General features: G+C 59.1%; 13 protein-coding genes. 8 read left to right on the top strand and 5 right to left on the bottom strand.

Features of this window, described 5'->3' with window-relative positions; translation table 11 throughout:
- Positions 1 to 176: 176 nt before the first annotated feature.
- Entirely contained in the window at positions 177 to 695 is a 519-nt protein-coding gene (locus ACZYSM_RS27170; protein ID WP_489076447.1) for a glycine cleavage system transcriptional repressor, read from the top strand.
- 225 nt (positions 696 to 920) lie between these two features.
- On the opposite strand, the gene rarD is transcribed toward ACZYSM_RS27170, so the two are convergent.
- The 5 genes from rarD to ACZYSM_RS27145 form a co-directional block, all read right to left on the bottom strand.
- Positions 921 to 1,808 (bottom strand): EamA family transporter RarD, encoded by an 888-nt coding sequence (gene rarD / locus ACZYSM_RS27165; RefSeq protein WP_489076445.1) that lies wholly within the window; start codon positions 1,806 to 1,808, stop codon positions 921 to 923.
- A gap of 182 nt (positions 1,809 to 1,990) precedes the next feature.
- The gene (locus ACZYSM_RS27160) at positions 1,991 to 2,965 is read right to left on the bottom strand and encodes a serine/threonine protein kinase (RefSeq protein WP_489076443.1); all 975 of its coding nucleotides are present in this window, start codon (positions 2,963 to 2,965) and stop codon (positions 1,991 to 1,993) included.
- Between the two features lie 193 nt (positions 2,966 to 3,158).
- Complete coding sequence (locus ACZYSM_RS27155) at positions 3,159 to 5,060, bottom strand: PhoX family protein (protein WP_489076441.1); 1,902 nt, start codon at positions 5,058 to 5,060, stop codon at positions 3,159 to 3,161.
- Positions 5,061 to 5,300: 240 nt separating this feature from the next.
- Entirely contained in the window at positions 5,301 to 6,065 is a 765-nt protein-coding gene (locus ACZYSM_RS27150; RefSeq protein ID WP_489076439.1) for a TOBE domain-containing protein, read from the bottom strand.
- A 64-nt stretch (positions 6,066 to 6,129) separates the two neighbouring features.
- Positions 6,130 to 6,870, bottom strand: coding sequence for a double zinc ribbon domain-containing protein (locus ACZYSM_RS27145; RefSeq protein ID WP_489076437.1), 741 nt, complete (start codon positions 6,868 to 6,870; stop codon positions 6,130 to 6,132).
- Positions 6,871 to 6,960: 90 nt separating this feature from the next.
- Between ACZYSM_RS27145 and bioB the strand changes: the two genes are divergently transcribed.
- From bioB to ACZYSM_RS27110, 7 genes are all read left to right on the top strand, one after another.
- On the top strand, positions 6,961 to 8,016 hold the full coding sequence (gene bioB, locus ACZYSM_RS27140) for a biotin synthase BioB (RefSeq protein ID WP_489076435.1): 1,056 nt from the start codon (positions 6,961 to 6,963) through the stop codon (positions 8,014 to 8,016).
- Positions 8,017 to 8,187: 171 nt separating this feature from the next.
- Positions 8,188 to 9,366, top strand: a complete 1,179-nt coding sequence (gene bioF, locus ACZYSM_RS27135; protein ID WP_489076433.1) for an 8-amino-7-oxononanoate synthase — start codon at positions 8,188 to 8,190, stop codon at positions 9,364 to 9,366.
- Positions 9,359 to 10,090: an alpha/beta fold hydrolase gene (locus ACZYSM_RS27130; RefSeq protein ID WP_489076431.1), complete on the top strand. Its 732-nt coding sequence runs from the start codon at positions 9,359 to 9,361 to the stop codon at positions 10,088 to 10,090. Before bioF ends, ACZYSM_RS27130 begins: the two co-directional genes overlap by 8 nt.
- Complete coding sequence (gene bioC, locus ACZYSM_RS27125) at positions 10,083 to 10,895, top strand: malonyl-ACP O-methyltransferase BioC (protein ID WP_489076429.1); 813 nt, start codon at positions 10,083 to 10,085, stop codon at positions 10,893 to 10,895. The genes ACZYSM_RS27130 and bioC overlap by 8 nt, the downstream gene beginning before the upstream one ends.
- The gene (gene bioD / locus ACZYSM_RS27120) at positions 10,892 to 11,572 is read left to right on the top strand and encodes a dethiobiotin synthase (RefSeq protein WP_489076427.1); all 681 of its coding nucleotides are present in this window, start codon (positions 10,892 to 10,894) and stop codon (positions 11,570 to 11,572) included. The genes bioC and bioD overlap by 4 nt, the downstream gene beginning before the upstream one ends.
- A 107-nt stretch (positions 11,573 to 11,679) precedes the next feature.
- On the top strand, positions 11,680 to 11,976 hold the full coding sequence (locus tag ACZYSM_RS27115) for a pyrroloquinoline quinone biosynthesis protein PqqE (protein WP_489076425.1): 297 nt from the start codon (positions 11,680 to 11,682) through the stop codon (positions 11,974 to 11,976).
- Between the two features lie 306 nt (positions 11,977 to 12,282).
- Positions 12,283 to 14,088 carry a phenylacyl-CoA dehydrogenase gene (locus ACZYSM_RS27110; protein ID WP_489076423.1) on the top strand — a complete coding sequence of 602 codons (1,806 nt, stop codon included), beginning with the start codon at positions 12,283 to 12,285 and terminating at the stop codon, positions 14,086 to 14,088.
- Positions 14,089 to 14,262 lie beyond the last annotated feature (174 nt).

Raw genomic sequence — 14,262 nt, 5'->3', positions numbered from 1 at the left:
GCGAGCTTGCTCGCGATGGACGTTAACGATAACGCGTGTTTTCTGAATGAACGCGCCGCCCTTGAGTCCATCGCGAGCAAGCTCGCTCCTACAATAGAGATCCCATTGCCACGCACAATCAACCCTTGCCTATACTTGCTCTTCTATAACAAAAGTCATGACAAGAGGGCTGCGCCATGGATCATCTCGTACTCACCGTATTCGCCCCGGACAAGCCCGGTCAGGTCGAGCGCATTGCCCAGTGCATTGCTGAGCACGGCGGCAACTGGCTGGAAAGTCGCATGTCACGCATGGCCGGGCAATTCGCCGGGATCCTGCGGGTCGGTGTGCCGGCCGAGGCCTATGACGAATTGGTGGATGCGCTGCAAGGGCTGTCGGCGCACGGTATTCGCGTGCTGATTGCTGAAAGCGGCATCGAACAATCCTGCACCTGGAAGCCGATCGCTATGGAGCTGGTGGGCAATGACCGGCCGGGGATTGTGCGCGATATCACGCGGTTGTTGACTGAGCAGGGCGTGAACCTGGAGCGGCTGGTGACTGATGTGCGGCCGGCACCCATGAGCAGCGAGCCGTTGTTTCACGCGGAGGCGATTCTGGCGGTGCCGTTGACCTTGTCCCTGGATGTATTGCAGGCGCGCCTGGAAACCCTGGCGGATGATCTGATGGTCGAGTTGGTGTTGCGCAGCGAGGTCTAAGCCCTGAGGGAAAGGTTATCCAAGTAAAACGTGCACCTGCCTGTGGATAACCTGTAGAGATGCGCCGCCAGCCCAAGCCGGCCGGGCTTCTTTAGGGTTTGAGCAAAAAACGAACAGTTTCAAGGGCTTGTGCACAAACGACGGGGATCACGCTGTGGATAACCTTGGGACGGATGCTTGCAGGCCACGCTATGCGTGGTCTGCAGAGATTTGTACGTTTTTTGATCAGGCGCGTCGGCGCAGGCTGAACCAGGCATCCACGCTGTAAACCGCCAGACCTGCCCAAATAAATACGAATGCGATCAAGGTGCTTGAAGACAAATGCTCACCAAACAGCAGCACTGCCTGCGATAACACCAGGGTCGGAGCTATGTATTGCAGAAAGCCCAGGGTGGTGTAGGGCAAATGCCGTGCGGCAGCGTTGAAGCACACCAGCGGCACCAGCGTGATCGGCCCAGCAGCCACCAGCCACCAGGCTTCAGAGGTGGTCCAGAATGCAGCCTGAGCACTGGTCGCTACTGGATTGAGCAACATCCAGCCTAAGGCAATCGGCACCAGCATCCAGGTTTCCACCACCAGCCCGGGCAATGCCCTGACTGGTGCTTGCTTGCGGATCAACCCGTAGAAGCCAAAGCTCAGTGCCAGTATCAGCGACACCCACGGCAAGCTGCCGACTTGCCAGACTTGCTGCGCCACGCCGACGGTCGCCAGCACTACCGCCAGCCACTGCATGCGCCGCAGACGCTCGCCGAGCAACAGCATGCCCAACAGCACGTTCACCAGCGGGTTGATGTAATAGCCGAGGCTGGCTTCGAGCATGCGGCCGTTATTGACAGACCACACATAAGTCAGCCAGTTGGCTGCGATCAGCGTGCCGCTCAACGCCAGAATTGCCAGCCGGCGCGGGTTTTCACGCAGTTCGCGCCACCAGCCCGGATGCTTCCAGACCAACAACAGCAACGAGCCGAACAACGCGGACCACAGCACCCGGTGGACGATGATTTCCACAGCGGGCACGTTAGCGATGGCTTTGAAGTAGAGCGGGAACAGTCCCCAGATGATGTAGGCGGTCAGGCCTAGAACGTACCCGCGACGCGGGTTGGCGGCTTGCATACAGAATCCTTGCTTAGGCAGCTAACGGTCAGAGCGGCCATTGTAAGGAGGTTGTATAGATGTGTCGTGTTCGCTTTTGTAGGAGCGAGCTTGCTCGCGATGGACTCAAGGGCGATGCGTTTATTCAGAAAACACGCGTTATCGTTAACATCCATCGCGAGCAAGCTCGCTCCTACAAGGGGTCAGAACAACTTCAGTGGTTCTTCATTCAGCGCCGAAAGCTGTTCGCGCAATGCCAATACCTGATCGCCCCAATAACGCTCGGTGCCGAACCACGGGAAGCTATGGGGGAACGCCGGATCATCCCAACGTCGGGCCAGCCAGGCGCTGTAGTGCATCAGACGCAGTGCGCGCAACGGTTCGATAAGCGCCAGTTCACGCGGGTCGAAGTCATGGAACTCGCTGTAGCCGTCCATCAATTCCGACAATTGACCCAGACATTCCTGACGGTCACCGGCGAGCATCATCCACAGATCCTGCACCGCCGGGCCCATGCGGCAGTCGTCGAGGTCGACGATGTGGAACATCTCATCGCGGCACATCATGTTGCCGGGGTGACAGTCACCGTGCATGCGGATGTTTTGATGAGGCGTGGCCTTGTAGACCTCTTCCACTCGCTTGAGCAGATCCCTGGCGACCGACTCGTAGGCCGGGAGCAAACTGCGAGGAATGAAATTGCCTTCGAGCAAGGTCGTCAGTGAGTCATGACCAAAGTTCTTCACACCGAGGGCTTCGCGGTGTTCGAACGGGCGGGTGGCGCCGACCGCGTGCAAGCGGCCAAGCAATTGCCCGAGGCGATACAACTGATCCAGGTTGCCGGGCTCTGGAGCGCGGCCGCCACGGCGTGGAAACAGGGTGAAACGGAAACCGGCGTGTTCGAACAGACTTTCGCCGTTGTGGATCATTGGCGCGACCACTGGAACATCGCACTCGGCGAGTTCGAAGGTGAAGCGGTGTTCTTCGAGGATCGCCTCGTTGGTCCAGCGCTGTGGGCGGTAGAACTTGGCGATCAGCGGCTCGGAGTCTTCGATGCCGACCTGATAAACGCGGTTTTCATAGCTGTTGAGTGCCAGGATGCGGGCGTCGCTGAGAAACCCGATGCTTTCAACAGCATCGAGCACCAGGTCGGGTGTAAGGGTTTCAAACGGATGGGCCATGCTGACTCCTGCGCGCAGCAGGCTGCCGCGTCCGGCCAAACATGGTAGCGCAGACAGCGGAAGATAGGTGGTGACTGTGCTGACGTCATCGCGAGCAGGCTCGCTCCCACATTGTTAGATCTTCAGTGTGTTCGCGATTTTGTGATCAACACAGGTCCACTGTGGGAGCGAGGTTTGCCCGCGAATGGATCTATCAGGCGCCGACGATCCCGCCATCTTCTCGGCTGATTGCCATCACTGAAGACCTCGGTTTACCGTTCGGCAGATGCTCGGGGAAGGTGGAACCGCCGTTTTCGCCCGGGTGCTGAATACCGACAAACAACGTTTTCTGATCCGGCGAGAAACTGATGCCGGTCACTTCGCAGCCCACGGGGCCGACCATGAACCGACGGATCTCACCGCTGACCGGGTCGGCGCAGAGCATCTGATTGTTGCCCATGCCGGCGAAGTCTGCGCTGTTGCTGGCGTCGCCGTCGGTGAGAATCCACAGTCGGCCAGCGCTGTCGAAGCCCAGGCCATCGGGGCTGTTGAACATGTTTTGCGGGGTGATGTTCGACGAGCCGCCTTTCGGTGTGCCGGCGTGCACGGCAGGATTACCCGCCACCACAAAAAGATCCCAGGAAAAGCTCATGGCCGCGTGGTCATCACGGTTTTCCTGCCAACGCAGAATCTGCCCGTAGACATTCTTCTCCCGCGGATTTGGACCACCGACTGGCTGGTCATCTTCGCCGCGCTTGGCGTTGTTGGTCAGGGTGCAATAGACCTGGCCGTCTTTGGGGCTGACGACGATCCATTCCGGGCGGTCCATGCGCGTGGCGTTGACCACACTGGCGGCGAGACGTGCATGGATCAGCACTTGGGCCTGGTCGGCGAAACCGCTGCTGGCGTCGATGCCGTTCTTGCCGTGGGTCAGCTCGATCCATTGACCCTGACCTTTCGGATGGTCGGGATTGCTATCGCCGGCATCGAAACGCGCAACGTACAAGGTGCCGTGGTCCAGCAGGTCGCGGTTGGCCTTGGGGTTGCCGTGGTTGATCTTGTCGCGGCTGATGAACTTGTAGATGAATTCGCCGCGCTCGTCGTCGCCCATGTAGACCACGGCGCGACCGTCACTGGTCTCGGCCAGTGCAGCGTTTTCATGTTTGAAGCGGCCAAGGGCGGTGCGTTTGACCGGGGTCGATTGTGGGTCGAACGGATCGATTTCCACGACCCAACCGTGACGGTTGAGTTCGTTGGGATTTTTCGCCAGGTCGAAGCGCGGGTCATGTTGATGCCAGTTGATCTCTTTGCTGGCCGCTACAGCGCCGTAGCGCTTCTGTGCGGCGTCGAACTTCTGCTCGGGATTGCTGCTGCCGAAGCAGTCAGTGAAGTTCTCTTCACACGTCAGATAAGTGCCCCAAGGCGTCTTGCCGTTGGCGCAGTTCTGGAAGGTGCCGAGGACTTTTTTGCCGTGCTTGTCGGTACTGGTTTTCAACAGATCATGACCAGCGGCCGGACCGCTCAGACGCAGCGGCGAGTTGCCGTGAATACGGCGGTTGTAACGCGAGCCCTGGACGAATTGCCATTGACCGTTTTTACGTTGCACTTCGATCACTGACACGCCTTCGCTGGCCAGAGCCTTGCGCACGTCTTCCGCCGACTGCGGCATGCCGCCGTGGGGGTAGAGGTAACGGTAGTTGGTGTATTCGTTGTTGATCGCCATCAGCGCGCGGTCGTGGTCGCCGGGGAAAGCGAACAGGCTCATGCCGTCGTTGTTGTCGCCGAACTGGACTTCCTGGGCCTGGGCCGTGCCATTGCCGCTTGGGTCGAAGGCCGGGCCATTCTTTTGTAGCGCCTGGCCCCAGCTGATCAAGACTGATGATTTATAACCTGGCGGCAAGGTGATGGTGTCGCTGGTGGCGGCGGCAATGCTGGTGAAACCCAGCAATGTGCTTGAACCGGCACTGACGCTCGCGGCCAGTACGCTGCGGCTCAGCACGTTACCGCCCAGAAACATTGCCGCGCCGCACAGGGCACCGGCACTGATGAATCCGCGACGGCTAAGGCCGACGATTTTTTCGAGGTCGGTGGGCTGGTTTTCGTCTAATAGGTTCACATCAGGCTCCCTGCGGGTTTTTGCAGTCACCTTAAGGAGCGTTTATGAAGGAAATGTTGCAGTGGAATGTCAAACCGCGCCGCCAATCGCTGTAGCAGCTGCCGAAGGCTGCGTTCGGCTGCGTAGCAGTCGTAGTTCAGCAGACTCGGTAAAAGGTCAGAATCGCGGTGGCAGGTTTTACGACCGCTGCGTCCGAACGCAGGCTCCGCCAGCGGCTACGAAAAGCGCGTCCGCCCTTGGTTAAAGCGGTGTGCCGAGCAATACGTTGGACGGTGCGAATTGCACCAAGACGGGTTTTCCAGTCGTCATCGCCAAGCTTCTAAGGTGTAACGGCTCGGCCAACGCACACAAGGTTTGCCCGTTCGGCAGGGCGATACGTACCTCACTGGGGCCGTCTTCGGCGTCGAGAATTTCATCGATAATCCCGCTCAGGCAATTGTGTCCAGGTGTTGCGGTTTGATCGATGGCCAGTAAATCCAGCCAGCCAGCCTTGATCAATGCCACCACTTCAGTACCCCTTTCCAGCTCTAATCGCAGCGTGCTGTCGTGGGTGATCTGCGCCTGAATTGTCAGTCCCTCGGCCAGTTCCAGGCGCACCAGATCATTGCGCCCCTGACTGTCGATGGCCACGACCTTGCCATGCAGTTGATTACGCGCGCTGGTCCTGAGCATCAAACGGCCGAGCAGGTCCAGGTCACTGGCATCTTCTGCGGCTTCCAGCACTTGAGCCTGCAACGCTTGCAGGCGTTGATAAAGCCGCAATACCCGCTCACCTTCGCTGGATAACTTCGCCCCTCCACCACCCTTGCCACCGACGCTGCGCTCGACCAAAGGCTTCTGTGCGAGGTTATTCAACTCATCAATGGCATCCCAGGCCGCCTTGTAACTCAACCCCGCGCTTTTCGCGGCGCGAGTGATCGAGCCTTGCTCGGCAATGTGTTGCAGCAAGGCAATGCGTTGTGGACGGCGGACGATGTGTTGAGTCAAAAGCGTGGGCAAGGACATGGCGGTGCGCTACGAGCTGTATTGATGGGGTTGGACGTTGGCGTCTTGGGGCGTGAGAGTCAAGTCAGGTCAACTCGCCGGGTTTGGGTGTTCTGGCCAGGCAATAGACGTCGACCCGCTGGGCTCCCGCTTTCATTAGCAAACGGGCGAGGCTTTCGGCGGTGGCGCCGGTGGTCAACACATCGTCGACCAAGGCCAGATGTCGGCCTTTGATTTGCGCGTCGGGCGCCAGGGCAAATGCCCTTCGCAGGTTGTGTTTACGCGCTTTGGCATCCAGGTCTTGTTGCGCAGTAGTGTCCTGAATCCGTAGCAGCAAGCGTTCATCGCAGGGGATGTTCAGGCTGTCGCTGAGCCAGTGGGCGAGCATCGCCGCCTGGTTGTAACCGCGCTCGCGCAGGCGCTTGTTGGCCAAGGGCACGGGGAGCAGAGCGTCGGGCCGTATGAGGTCTTCATCAAAACGATGTTGCAGCGATTGGCTGAGAAGTTCGGCCAACAAACGACCAAACGGCCACTTTGCGTTGTGCTTGAAACGGGTGATCAAGCTGTCGACCGGAAAGCCGTACGTAAAGGGTGTTACGACCTGCTGAAAGGCCGGGGGCTTCTTCAGGCATTGGCCGCAAGTCAAACCGGTCATGGGCAAGGGCAGGGCGCAAATCTGGCAATGATCACCGAGCCAGGGCAGCTCACTTTCACAGGGTGTGCAGAGGGGGTGAGGGGTATCGGTGAGTTCGTCACAGAGTAAACAGGTTTGTTTGTTTTTTAACCAGATGTAAACCGGTCCTCTGTATTGTGGTTGACAGTGCATGTCTCTTCCTTAAATATGCCGAACATCCGTGTCGCGTCTGTGGGTATTACTTCCCGCCGCCGCTTGCCAAGCATAAACAAGGAATCGCCAATGAGCGCCAGCACCTTTGCCAACCTGCGTCATGACTGGTCTTTAGCCGAAGTCAAAGCGCTGTTTGTTCAGCCCTTCAATGACCTGCTGTTCCAGGCGCAGACGGTGCACCGCGCGCATTTCGACGCCAACCGCGTGCAAGTTTCGACGCTGCTGTCGATCAAAACCGGTGCTTGCCCGGAGGATTGCAAATATTGTCCGCAGTCCGGTCACTACAACACCGGGCTGGAAAAAGAAAAACTGATGGAAGTGCAGAAGGTCCTCGAAGAGGCCGCTCGCGCCAAAGCTATTGGTTCGACGCGCTTCTGCATGGGCGCAGCCTGGAAACATCCGTCAGCCAAAGACATGCCCTATGTGCTGGAAATGGTCAAAGGCGTGAAAGCCATGGGCCTGGAAACCTGCATGACCCTCGGGCGTCTCGACCAGGACCAGACCGAAGCCCTCGCCAGCGCTGGCCTGGACTACTACAACCACAACCTCGACACTTCGCCTGAGTTCTACGGCAGCATCATCACCACCCGTACGTACGCCGAACGCCTGCAAACCCTGGCTTACGTGCGTGATTCCGGGATGAAAATCTGCTCCGGCGGCATCCTCGGCATGGGTGAGTCCCTTGATGACCGTGCCAATTTGCTGATCCAGCTGGCCAACCTGCCGGAGCATCCGGAGTCGGTGCCGATCAACATGCTGGTGAAAGTCGCCGGTACGCCGCTGGAAAACGCCGATGACATCGACCCGTTCGATTTCATCCGCATGCTCGCAGTAGCCCGCATCCTGATGCCGCAATCCCACGTGCGCCTGTCCGCTGGCCGCGAAGCGATGAACGAGCAGATGCAGGCTCTGGCCTTCTTTGCCGGCGCCAACTCGATTTTCTACGGCGATAAATTGCTGACTACCTCTAACCCGCAGGCCGACAAGGACATGCAACTGTTCTCGCGCCTGGGCATCCTGCCGGAAGCCCGCGAAGAGCACGCTGACGAAGTGCATCAAGCGGCCATCGAGCAGGCGCTGGTGGAGCAGAAGAGCAGCGAGCAGTTTTATAACGCAGCTGTTTGATCGCCCCACCGATTCCTCTGATTGGAATGCAAAACACTGTGGGAGCGAGCCTGCTCGCGATAGCAATTTGGTATTCAACATAAATGTTGGATGTCATGGCCTCATCGCGAGCAGGCTCGCTCCCACGAGGTAATGCGACATCGTTTCTGAATTCTGACCCACGAGGCCTGCATGTCTTTTGATCTCGCCGCGCGTCTCGCTGCTCGTCGTGCCGAAAACCTTTATCGCCATCGCCCTCTGCTTGAAAGCCCTCAAGGCCCGGAAGTGGTGGTCGACGGTCAGCCGTTGCTGGCGTTCTGCAATAACGATTACCTGGGCTTGGCCAATCATCCGCAAGTGATCGAAGCCTGGCGCGCCGGGGCGTCCCGTTGGGGGGTGGGCGGCGGTGCTTCGCATCTGGTGATCGGTCACAGCGGCCCACACCATGCGCTGGAAGAAGCCTTGGCCGATTTGACCGGCCGCCCGCGGGCGTTGTTGTTCACCACCGGTTACATGGCCAACCTCGGCGCAGTCACGGCGCTGGTCGGGCAGGGCGATACGGTGCTGGAAGACCGGCTCAATCATGCGTCGTTGCTGGATGCAGGGCTGTTGTCCGGTGCGCGCTTCAATCGCTATCTGCACAACGATGCGGTCAGCCTGGCCAAGCGCCTGGAGAAAGCCACGGGCAACACGCTGGTGGTGACCGATGGCGTGTTCAGCATGGACGGCGACCTCGCCGATTTGCCCGCACTGGCCCGAGAGGCCAAGGCCAAAGGTGCCTGGTTGATGGTCGATGATGCCCACGGCTTTGGTCCGTTGGGTGCTAATGGTGGCGGGATCGTCGAGCACTTTGGTTTGAGCCAGGAAGATGTGCCGGTATTAGTCGGCACGCTGGGCAAAGCCTTCGGCACGGCTGGGGCGTTCGTCGCCGGTAGCGAAGAGCTGATCGAAAGCCTGATCCAGTTCGCCCGTCCGTATATCTACACCACCAGCCAACCGCCAGCCCTGGCGTGTGCAACGCTCAAAAGCCTCGAACTGCTGCGCAGCGAGCATTGGCGACGTGAGCACCTGAATGCGCTAATCCGCCAGTTCCGCCACGGCGCTGAGCATATTGGTCTGGAACTGATGGACAGTTTCACGCCGATCCAACCGATCATGATCGGCGACAGCGGGCGCGCCGTTCGCTTGTCGCAGATGTTGCGCGAGCGTGGCTTGATGGTCACTGCGATCCGTCCGCCGACTGTGCCGGCAGGCAGTGCGCGTTTGCGCGTGACCTTGTCTGCAGCCCACAGCGAGGCTCAGGTCCAGCTATTGTTAAATGGTCTGGCAGATTGTTTTAGCGAACTTGGACCGGAGCCAATCCATGCGTGATCGACTGATTCTGCTGCCCGGTTGGGGCCTCGGCATTTCGCCGCTGGAACCGCTGGCGGCTGCCTTGCAGGGGTTGGATGAACACCTGCGGGTCGAAATCGAACCGCTGCCGGAACTGGAATCGAGTGACCTTGATGAGTGGCTCGACGAACTCGACGCAACCCTGCCGGACAACGTCTGGCTGGGTGGCTGGTCGTTGGGTGGCATGCTCGCCTCGGAACTGGCCGCCCGGCGCGGCGACCGCTGTTGCGGCTTGCTCACACTGGCCAGCAATCCTTGTTTTGTCGCCCGTGCCGAATGGCTGAGCGCGATGCCTGGGGAAACCTTTGATGCGTTTCTTGCCGGGTGCGGTGCCGACCCACGGGGGACGCTAAAGCGCTTCGGCCTGCTCTGCGCCCAAGGCGCCGAGGACCCGCGTGGCATGGCGCGTCTGCTGCTGGGCGGTGCGCCGAATACGCCTCCGTCAGCCTTGTTGAGTGGGTTGGAGTTGCTCGCGCAACTGGATACCCGCCAAGCCTTGCAATCTTTTCGTGGCCCGCAGTTGCATCTGTTTGGCGGGCTCGACGGCCTGGTCCCGGCCGAAGCGGCAGGGGAGTTGCTGGCGTTGTTGCCGGATGTTGAAATCGGTCTGATTGAACAGGCCAGCCACGCGTTTCTTCTGGAAGACCCTCACGGTGTGGCGGGGGCGATCCAGGCCTTTTTGCATGAGTCCGGTGATGACTGATTTGTCCCTTCCCAATCTTCCAGGCAGCTTGCCCGACAAGCGTCAGGTAGCGGCGTCCTTCTCCCGCGCGGCGGCCAGTTATGACAGCGTGGCTGAGTTGCAGCGGGCGGTTGGCAGTGAGTTGCTGAGCCGTTTGCCAGGTGATTTGTCCCCCCATCGTTGGCTGGACCTGGGCAGCGGCACGGGTTATTTCAGTCGTATTCTGGGGCAGACATTCCCCGAGAGCGAAGGGTTGGCGCTGGACATCGCCCAAGGCATGCTCAACCACGCCCGGCCATTAGGCGGCGCAACGCATTTCATCGCCGGCGATGCCGAGCGTTTACCTTTGCAGGCGCAGAGTTGTGAGCTGATTTTCTCCAGCCTGGCGGTGCAGTGGTGCGCAGACTTCACCTCGGTGCTGAGTGAGGCGCATCGCGTACTGAAGCCTGGCGGCGTGTTGGCGTTTGCTAGCCTATGCGTTGGTACCTTGTATGAATTGCGTGATAGCTGGAGTCAGGTCGATGGCATGGTTCATGTCAATCGCTTCCGCCCGTTCAGCGCTTATCAGCAGCTTTGCGCTGCCAGCGGTTTGCGTGTGGTCAGCCTGGAAGCCCGTCCGCATGTGCTGCATTACCCGGACGTGCGCAGCCTGACTCATGAGCTGAAGGCTTTGGGTGCGCACAATCTGAATCCTGGTCGGCCGGGTGGTTTGACGGGCCGGGCGCGGATACTCGGTTTGATCAAGGCCTATGAACAGTTTCGTCAGGGACAAGGGCTGCCAGCGACTTATCAGGTGGTCTACGCCGTATTGGAGAAATCGCTATGAGCGCAGCCTATTTCATCACTGGCACCGATACCGATGTCGGCAAGACCACTATCGCTGCAGGTCTGTTGCATGCTGCGCGGTCAGCGGGGATGAGCACCGCGGCGGGTAAACCGGTGGCTTCCGGCTGCGAGGTGACGCCCAAAGGCTTGCGCAACGCCGATGCCCTGGCGTTACTGGCTGAATGTTCACTGCCGCTGAGCTACGCCGAGGTCAACCCGGTGGCATTCGAACCGGCCATCGCGCCGCATCTGGCGGCCCGAGAGGCAGGCGTGACGCTGACGGTCCAGTCGTTGGTGCTGCCGATGCGGCATATTCTGGACAAGCAAGCCGATTTCACCTTGATCGAAGGCGCTGGTGGTTGGCGAGTGCCACTGGCCGATCAGGACAACCTGTCGGACCTGGCGATGGCCTTGGATTTGCCGGTCATTCTGGTGGTGGGCGTACGGCTGGGTTGCATCAATCACGCGTTGCTGACGGCCGAGGCGATTGCCCGGGACGGTTTACAGTTGGCAGGTTGGGTGGCCAACATCATCGATCCCAAGACCTCGCGGCTGGAGGAAAATCTCGCCACCTTGGCCGAACGGTTGCCCGCGCCGTGCCTCGGTCGAGTGCCGAAGCTCAAGGCTGTCACGGCAGAAGCGGTGGCCGAGTATTTACAGCTGGACCTTCTAGACTAGATTTTGCCTATGATAAGGCACTGTGCCATTAGTGTTTTTGTCGGGCCTTTTGCGGGAGGGTCTGCTTCAATGGACCCTGTTTATCCTGTTCAGGATCGAGTTCTCCCATGGAAATTTCAGGGAATACCGCTTTCTACGCCGGTCTGAGCACTATTCAGACGGGCCAGAACCGTGTTGATCAGGCCGCCGGCCAGATTGCTAACACAACCGTCGAGCGCGCTGTCACCAGTCAGTCTTCCGACGCTCAAGTCGACCGTCTGCGCTCGGTAGACCGCAGCCAACAATCAGATCTGGCCAGCAGCATGGTCGATATGTCCATGGGCAAGATTCAGGCGGAACTGGGTGTCAAAGTTGCCAAGGCCTCTGACGAAATGCTCGGCACGTTGATCGATACCTTCGCTTGAGTCATACCGGGAAAGCCGCTTTTCTGTAGGGACGGGCTTGCCCGCGAAGCGTCCTGTCTGAAAACACTGCGCCATTCCTATCGCTGGTAAGCCAGCTCCTGCACTTTATCCATCGACTAAATTTTTCTGCATGGCTTTCGCTGTGGGCCTTTGTGCGCCTGACGTTGCGGCAAACGATGACGAACGGCAAATGATCGACCCTTGACAAGATTTGGTCGTAAACGTATGTTTCAAACAACTGTTTGACCGTCACAATAAATCAACACGGTCGTTCATTCCCGGTTACATCAGCAGAGGTTTATCGCTATGCCTGACTACAAGGCCCCCTTGCGTGATATTCGCTTCGTTCGTGACGAACTGCTCGGCTACGAAGCGCACTATCAGAGCCTTCCGGCTTGCCAGGACGCTACTCCAGACATGGTTGACGCCATTCTTGAGGAAGGCGCCAAGTTTTGTGAGCAGGTGCTGGCTCCGCTGAACCGCGTGGGTGACACCGAAGGCTGCACCTGGAGTGAGTCCGGCGTTAAGACCCCGACTGGCTTCAAAGAAGCCTACAAGCAATTCGTCGAAGGCGGCTGGCCAAGCCTGGCCCACGACGTAGAGCACGGCGGCCAAGGCCTGCCGGAGTCTCTGGGTCTGGCGGTCAGTGAAATGGTCGGTGAAGCCAACTGGTCGTGGGGCATGTACCCAGGCCTGTCCCATGGCGCGATGAACACCATTTCCGAGCACGGTACGCCTGAGCAGCAAGAGGCTTATCTGACCAAACTGGTCTCCGGCGAATGGACCGGCACCATGTGCCTGACCGAGCCGCACTGCGGCACCGACCTGGGCATGCTGCGCACCAAGGCAGAGCCTCAGGCTGACGGTTCCTACAAAGTCACCGGCACCAAGATCTTCATTTCGGCCGGTGAACACGACATGGCCGACAACATCGTCCACATCGTTCTGGCACGTCTGCCGGACGCACCGGCGGGCACCAAAGGCATTTCCCTGTTCATCGTTCCAAAGTTCATGCCGAATGCTGACGGCAGCATTGGCGAACGCAATGCTGTGACCTGCGGTTCCCTGGAACACAAGATGGGCATCCACGGTAACGCGACGTGCGTGATGAACTTCGATGCGGCCACCGGTTTTCTGATCGGCCCGGCGAACAAAGGTCTGAACTGCATGTTCACCTTTATGAACACCGCGCGTCTGGGTACTGCCCTGCAAGGTCTGGCTCACGCCGAGATCGGTTTCCAGGGCGGCCTGAAATACGCTCGTGATCGCCTGCAAATGCGCTCCCTGACTGGCCCGAAAGCGCCGGAAAAAGCCGCTGACCCGATCATCGTGCACCCTGACGTACGCCGCATGCTGTTGACCATGAAGGCATTCGCCGAAGGCAACCGCGCAATGGTTTACTTCACGGCCAAACAGGTCGATATCGTCAAGTACGGTGATGACGAAGCCGCGAAAAAACAAGCTGACGGTCTGCTGGCCTTCATGACCCCGATCGCCAAAGCCTTCATGACTGAAGTGGGCTTCGAATCCGCCAACCACGGCGTGCAAATCTACGGTGGTCACGGCTTCATCGCCGAGTGGGGCATGGAGCAGAACGTTCGCGACAGCCGTATTTCCATGCTGTACGAAGGTACCACCGGCATCCAGGCGCTGGACCTGTTGGGCCGTAAAGTGCTGATGACTCAAGGCGAGGCTCTGAAAGGCTTCACCAAGATCGTCCACAAGTTCTGCCAGACCAACGAAGGCAATGAAGCTGTCAAAGAGTTCGTCGAGCCTCTGGCTGCACTGAACAAAGAATGGGGCGAGCTGACCATGAAGGTTGGTATGGCTGCCATGAAAGACCGCGAAGAAGTCGGTGCCGCTTCGGTGGATTACCTGATGTACTCCGGTTATGCCTGCCTGGCTTACTTCTGGGCTGACATGGCGCGTCTGGCTGCTGAAAAGCTGGCTGCCGGCACCACCGAAGAGGCGTTCTACACCGCCAAGCTGCAGACTGCACGTTTCTACTTCCAGCGCATCCTGCCGCGTACCCGTACGCACGTTGCAACCATGCTGTCGGGTGCCAACAACCTGATGGACATGAAAGAAGAAGACTTCGGCCTGGGTTACTAAGCCCTAACGCAGTTCTTCTAAAGCCGCTGCTCCTTAGGGAGCAGCGGCTTTTTTTGTGTGCGCCAGGCATGGCGCGTTGCGCGCAAGCGCAACCAGTTTGGCTGTGGTGGCCACGCTGGTGACTTGGAGGTGAAAGTCCTCTACACACCCGGCAAGGGGAAGTGTTAGCCAGAG

The organism is Pseudomonas sp. F220, from assembly GCF_057813935.1.
The sequence above is the reverse complement of the archived record's forward strand: the minus strand, read 5'-3'. Positions and strand labels throughout refer to the sequence as shown.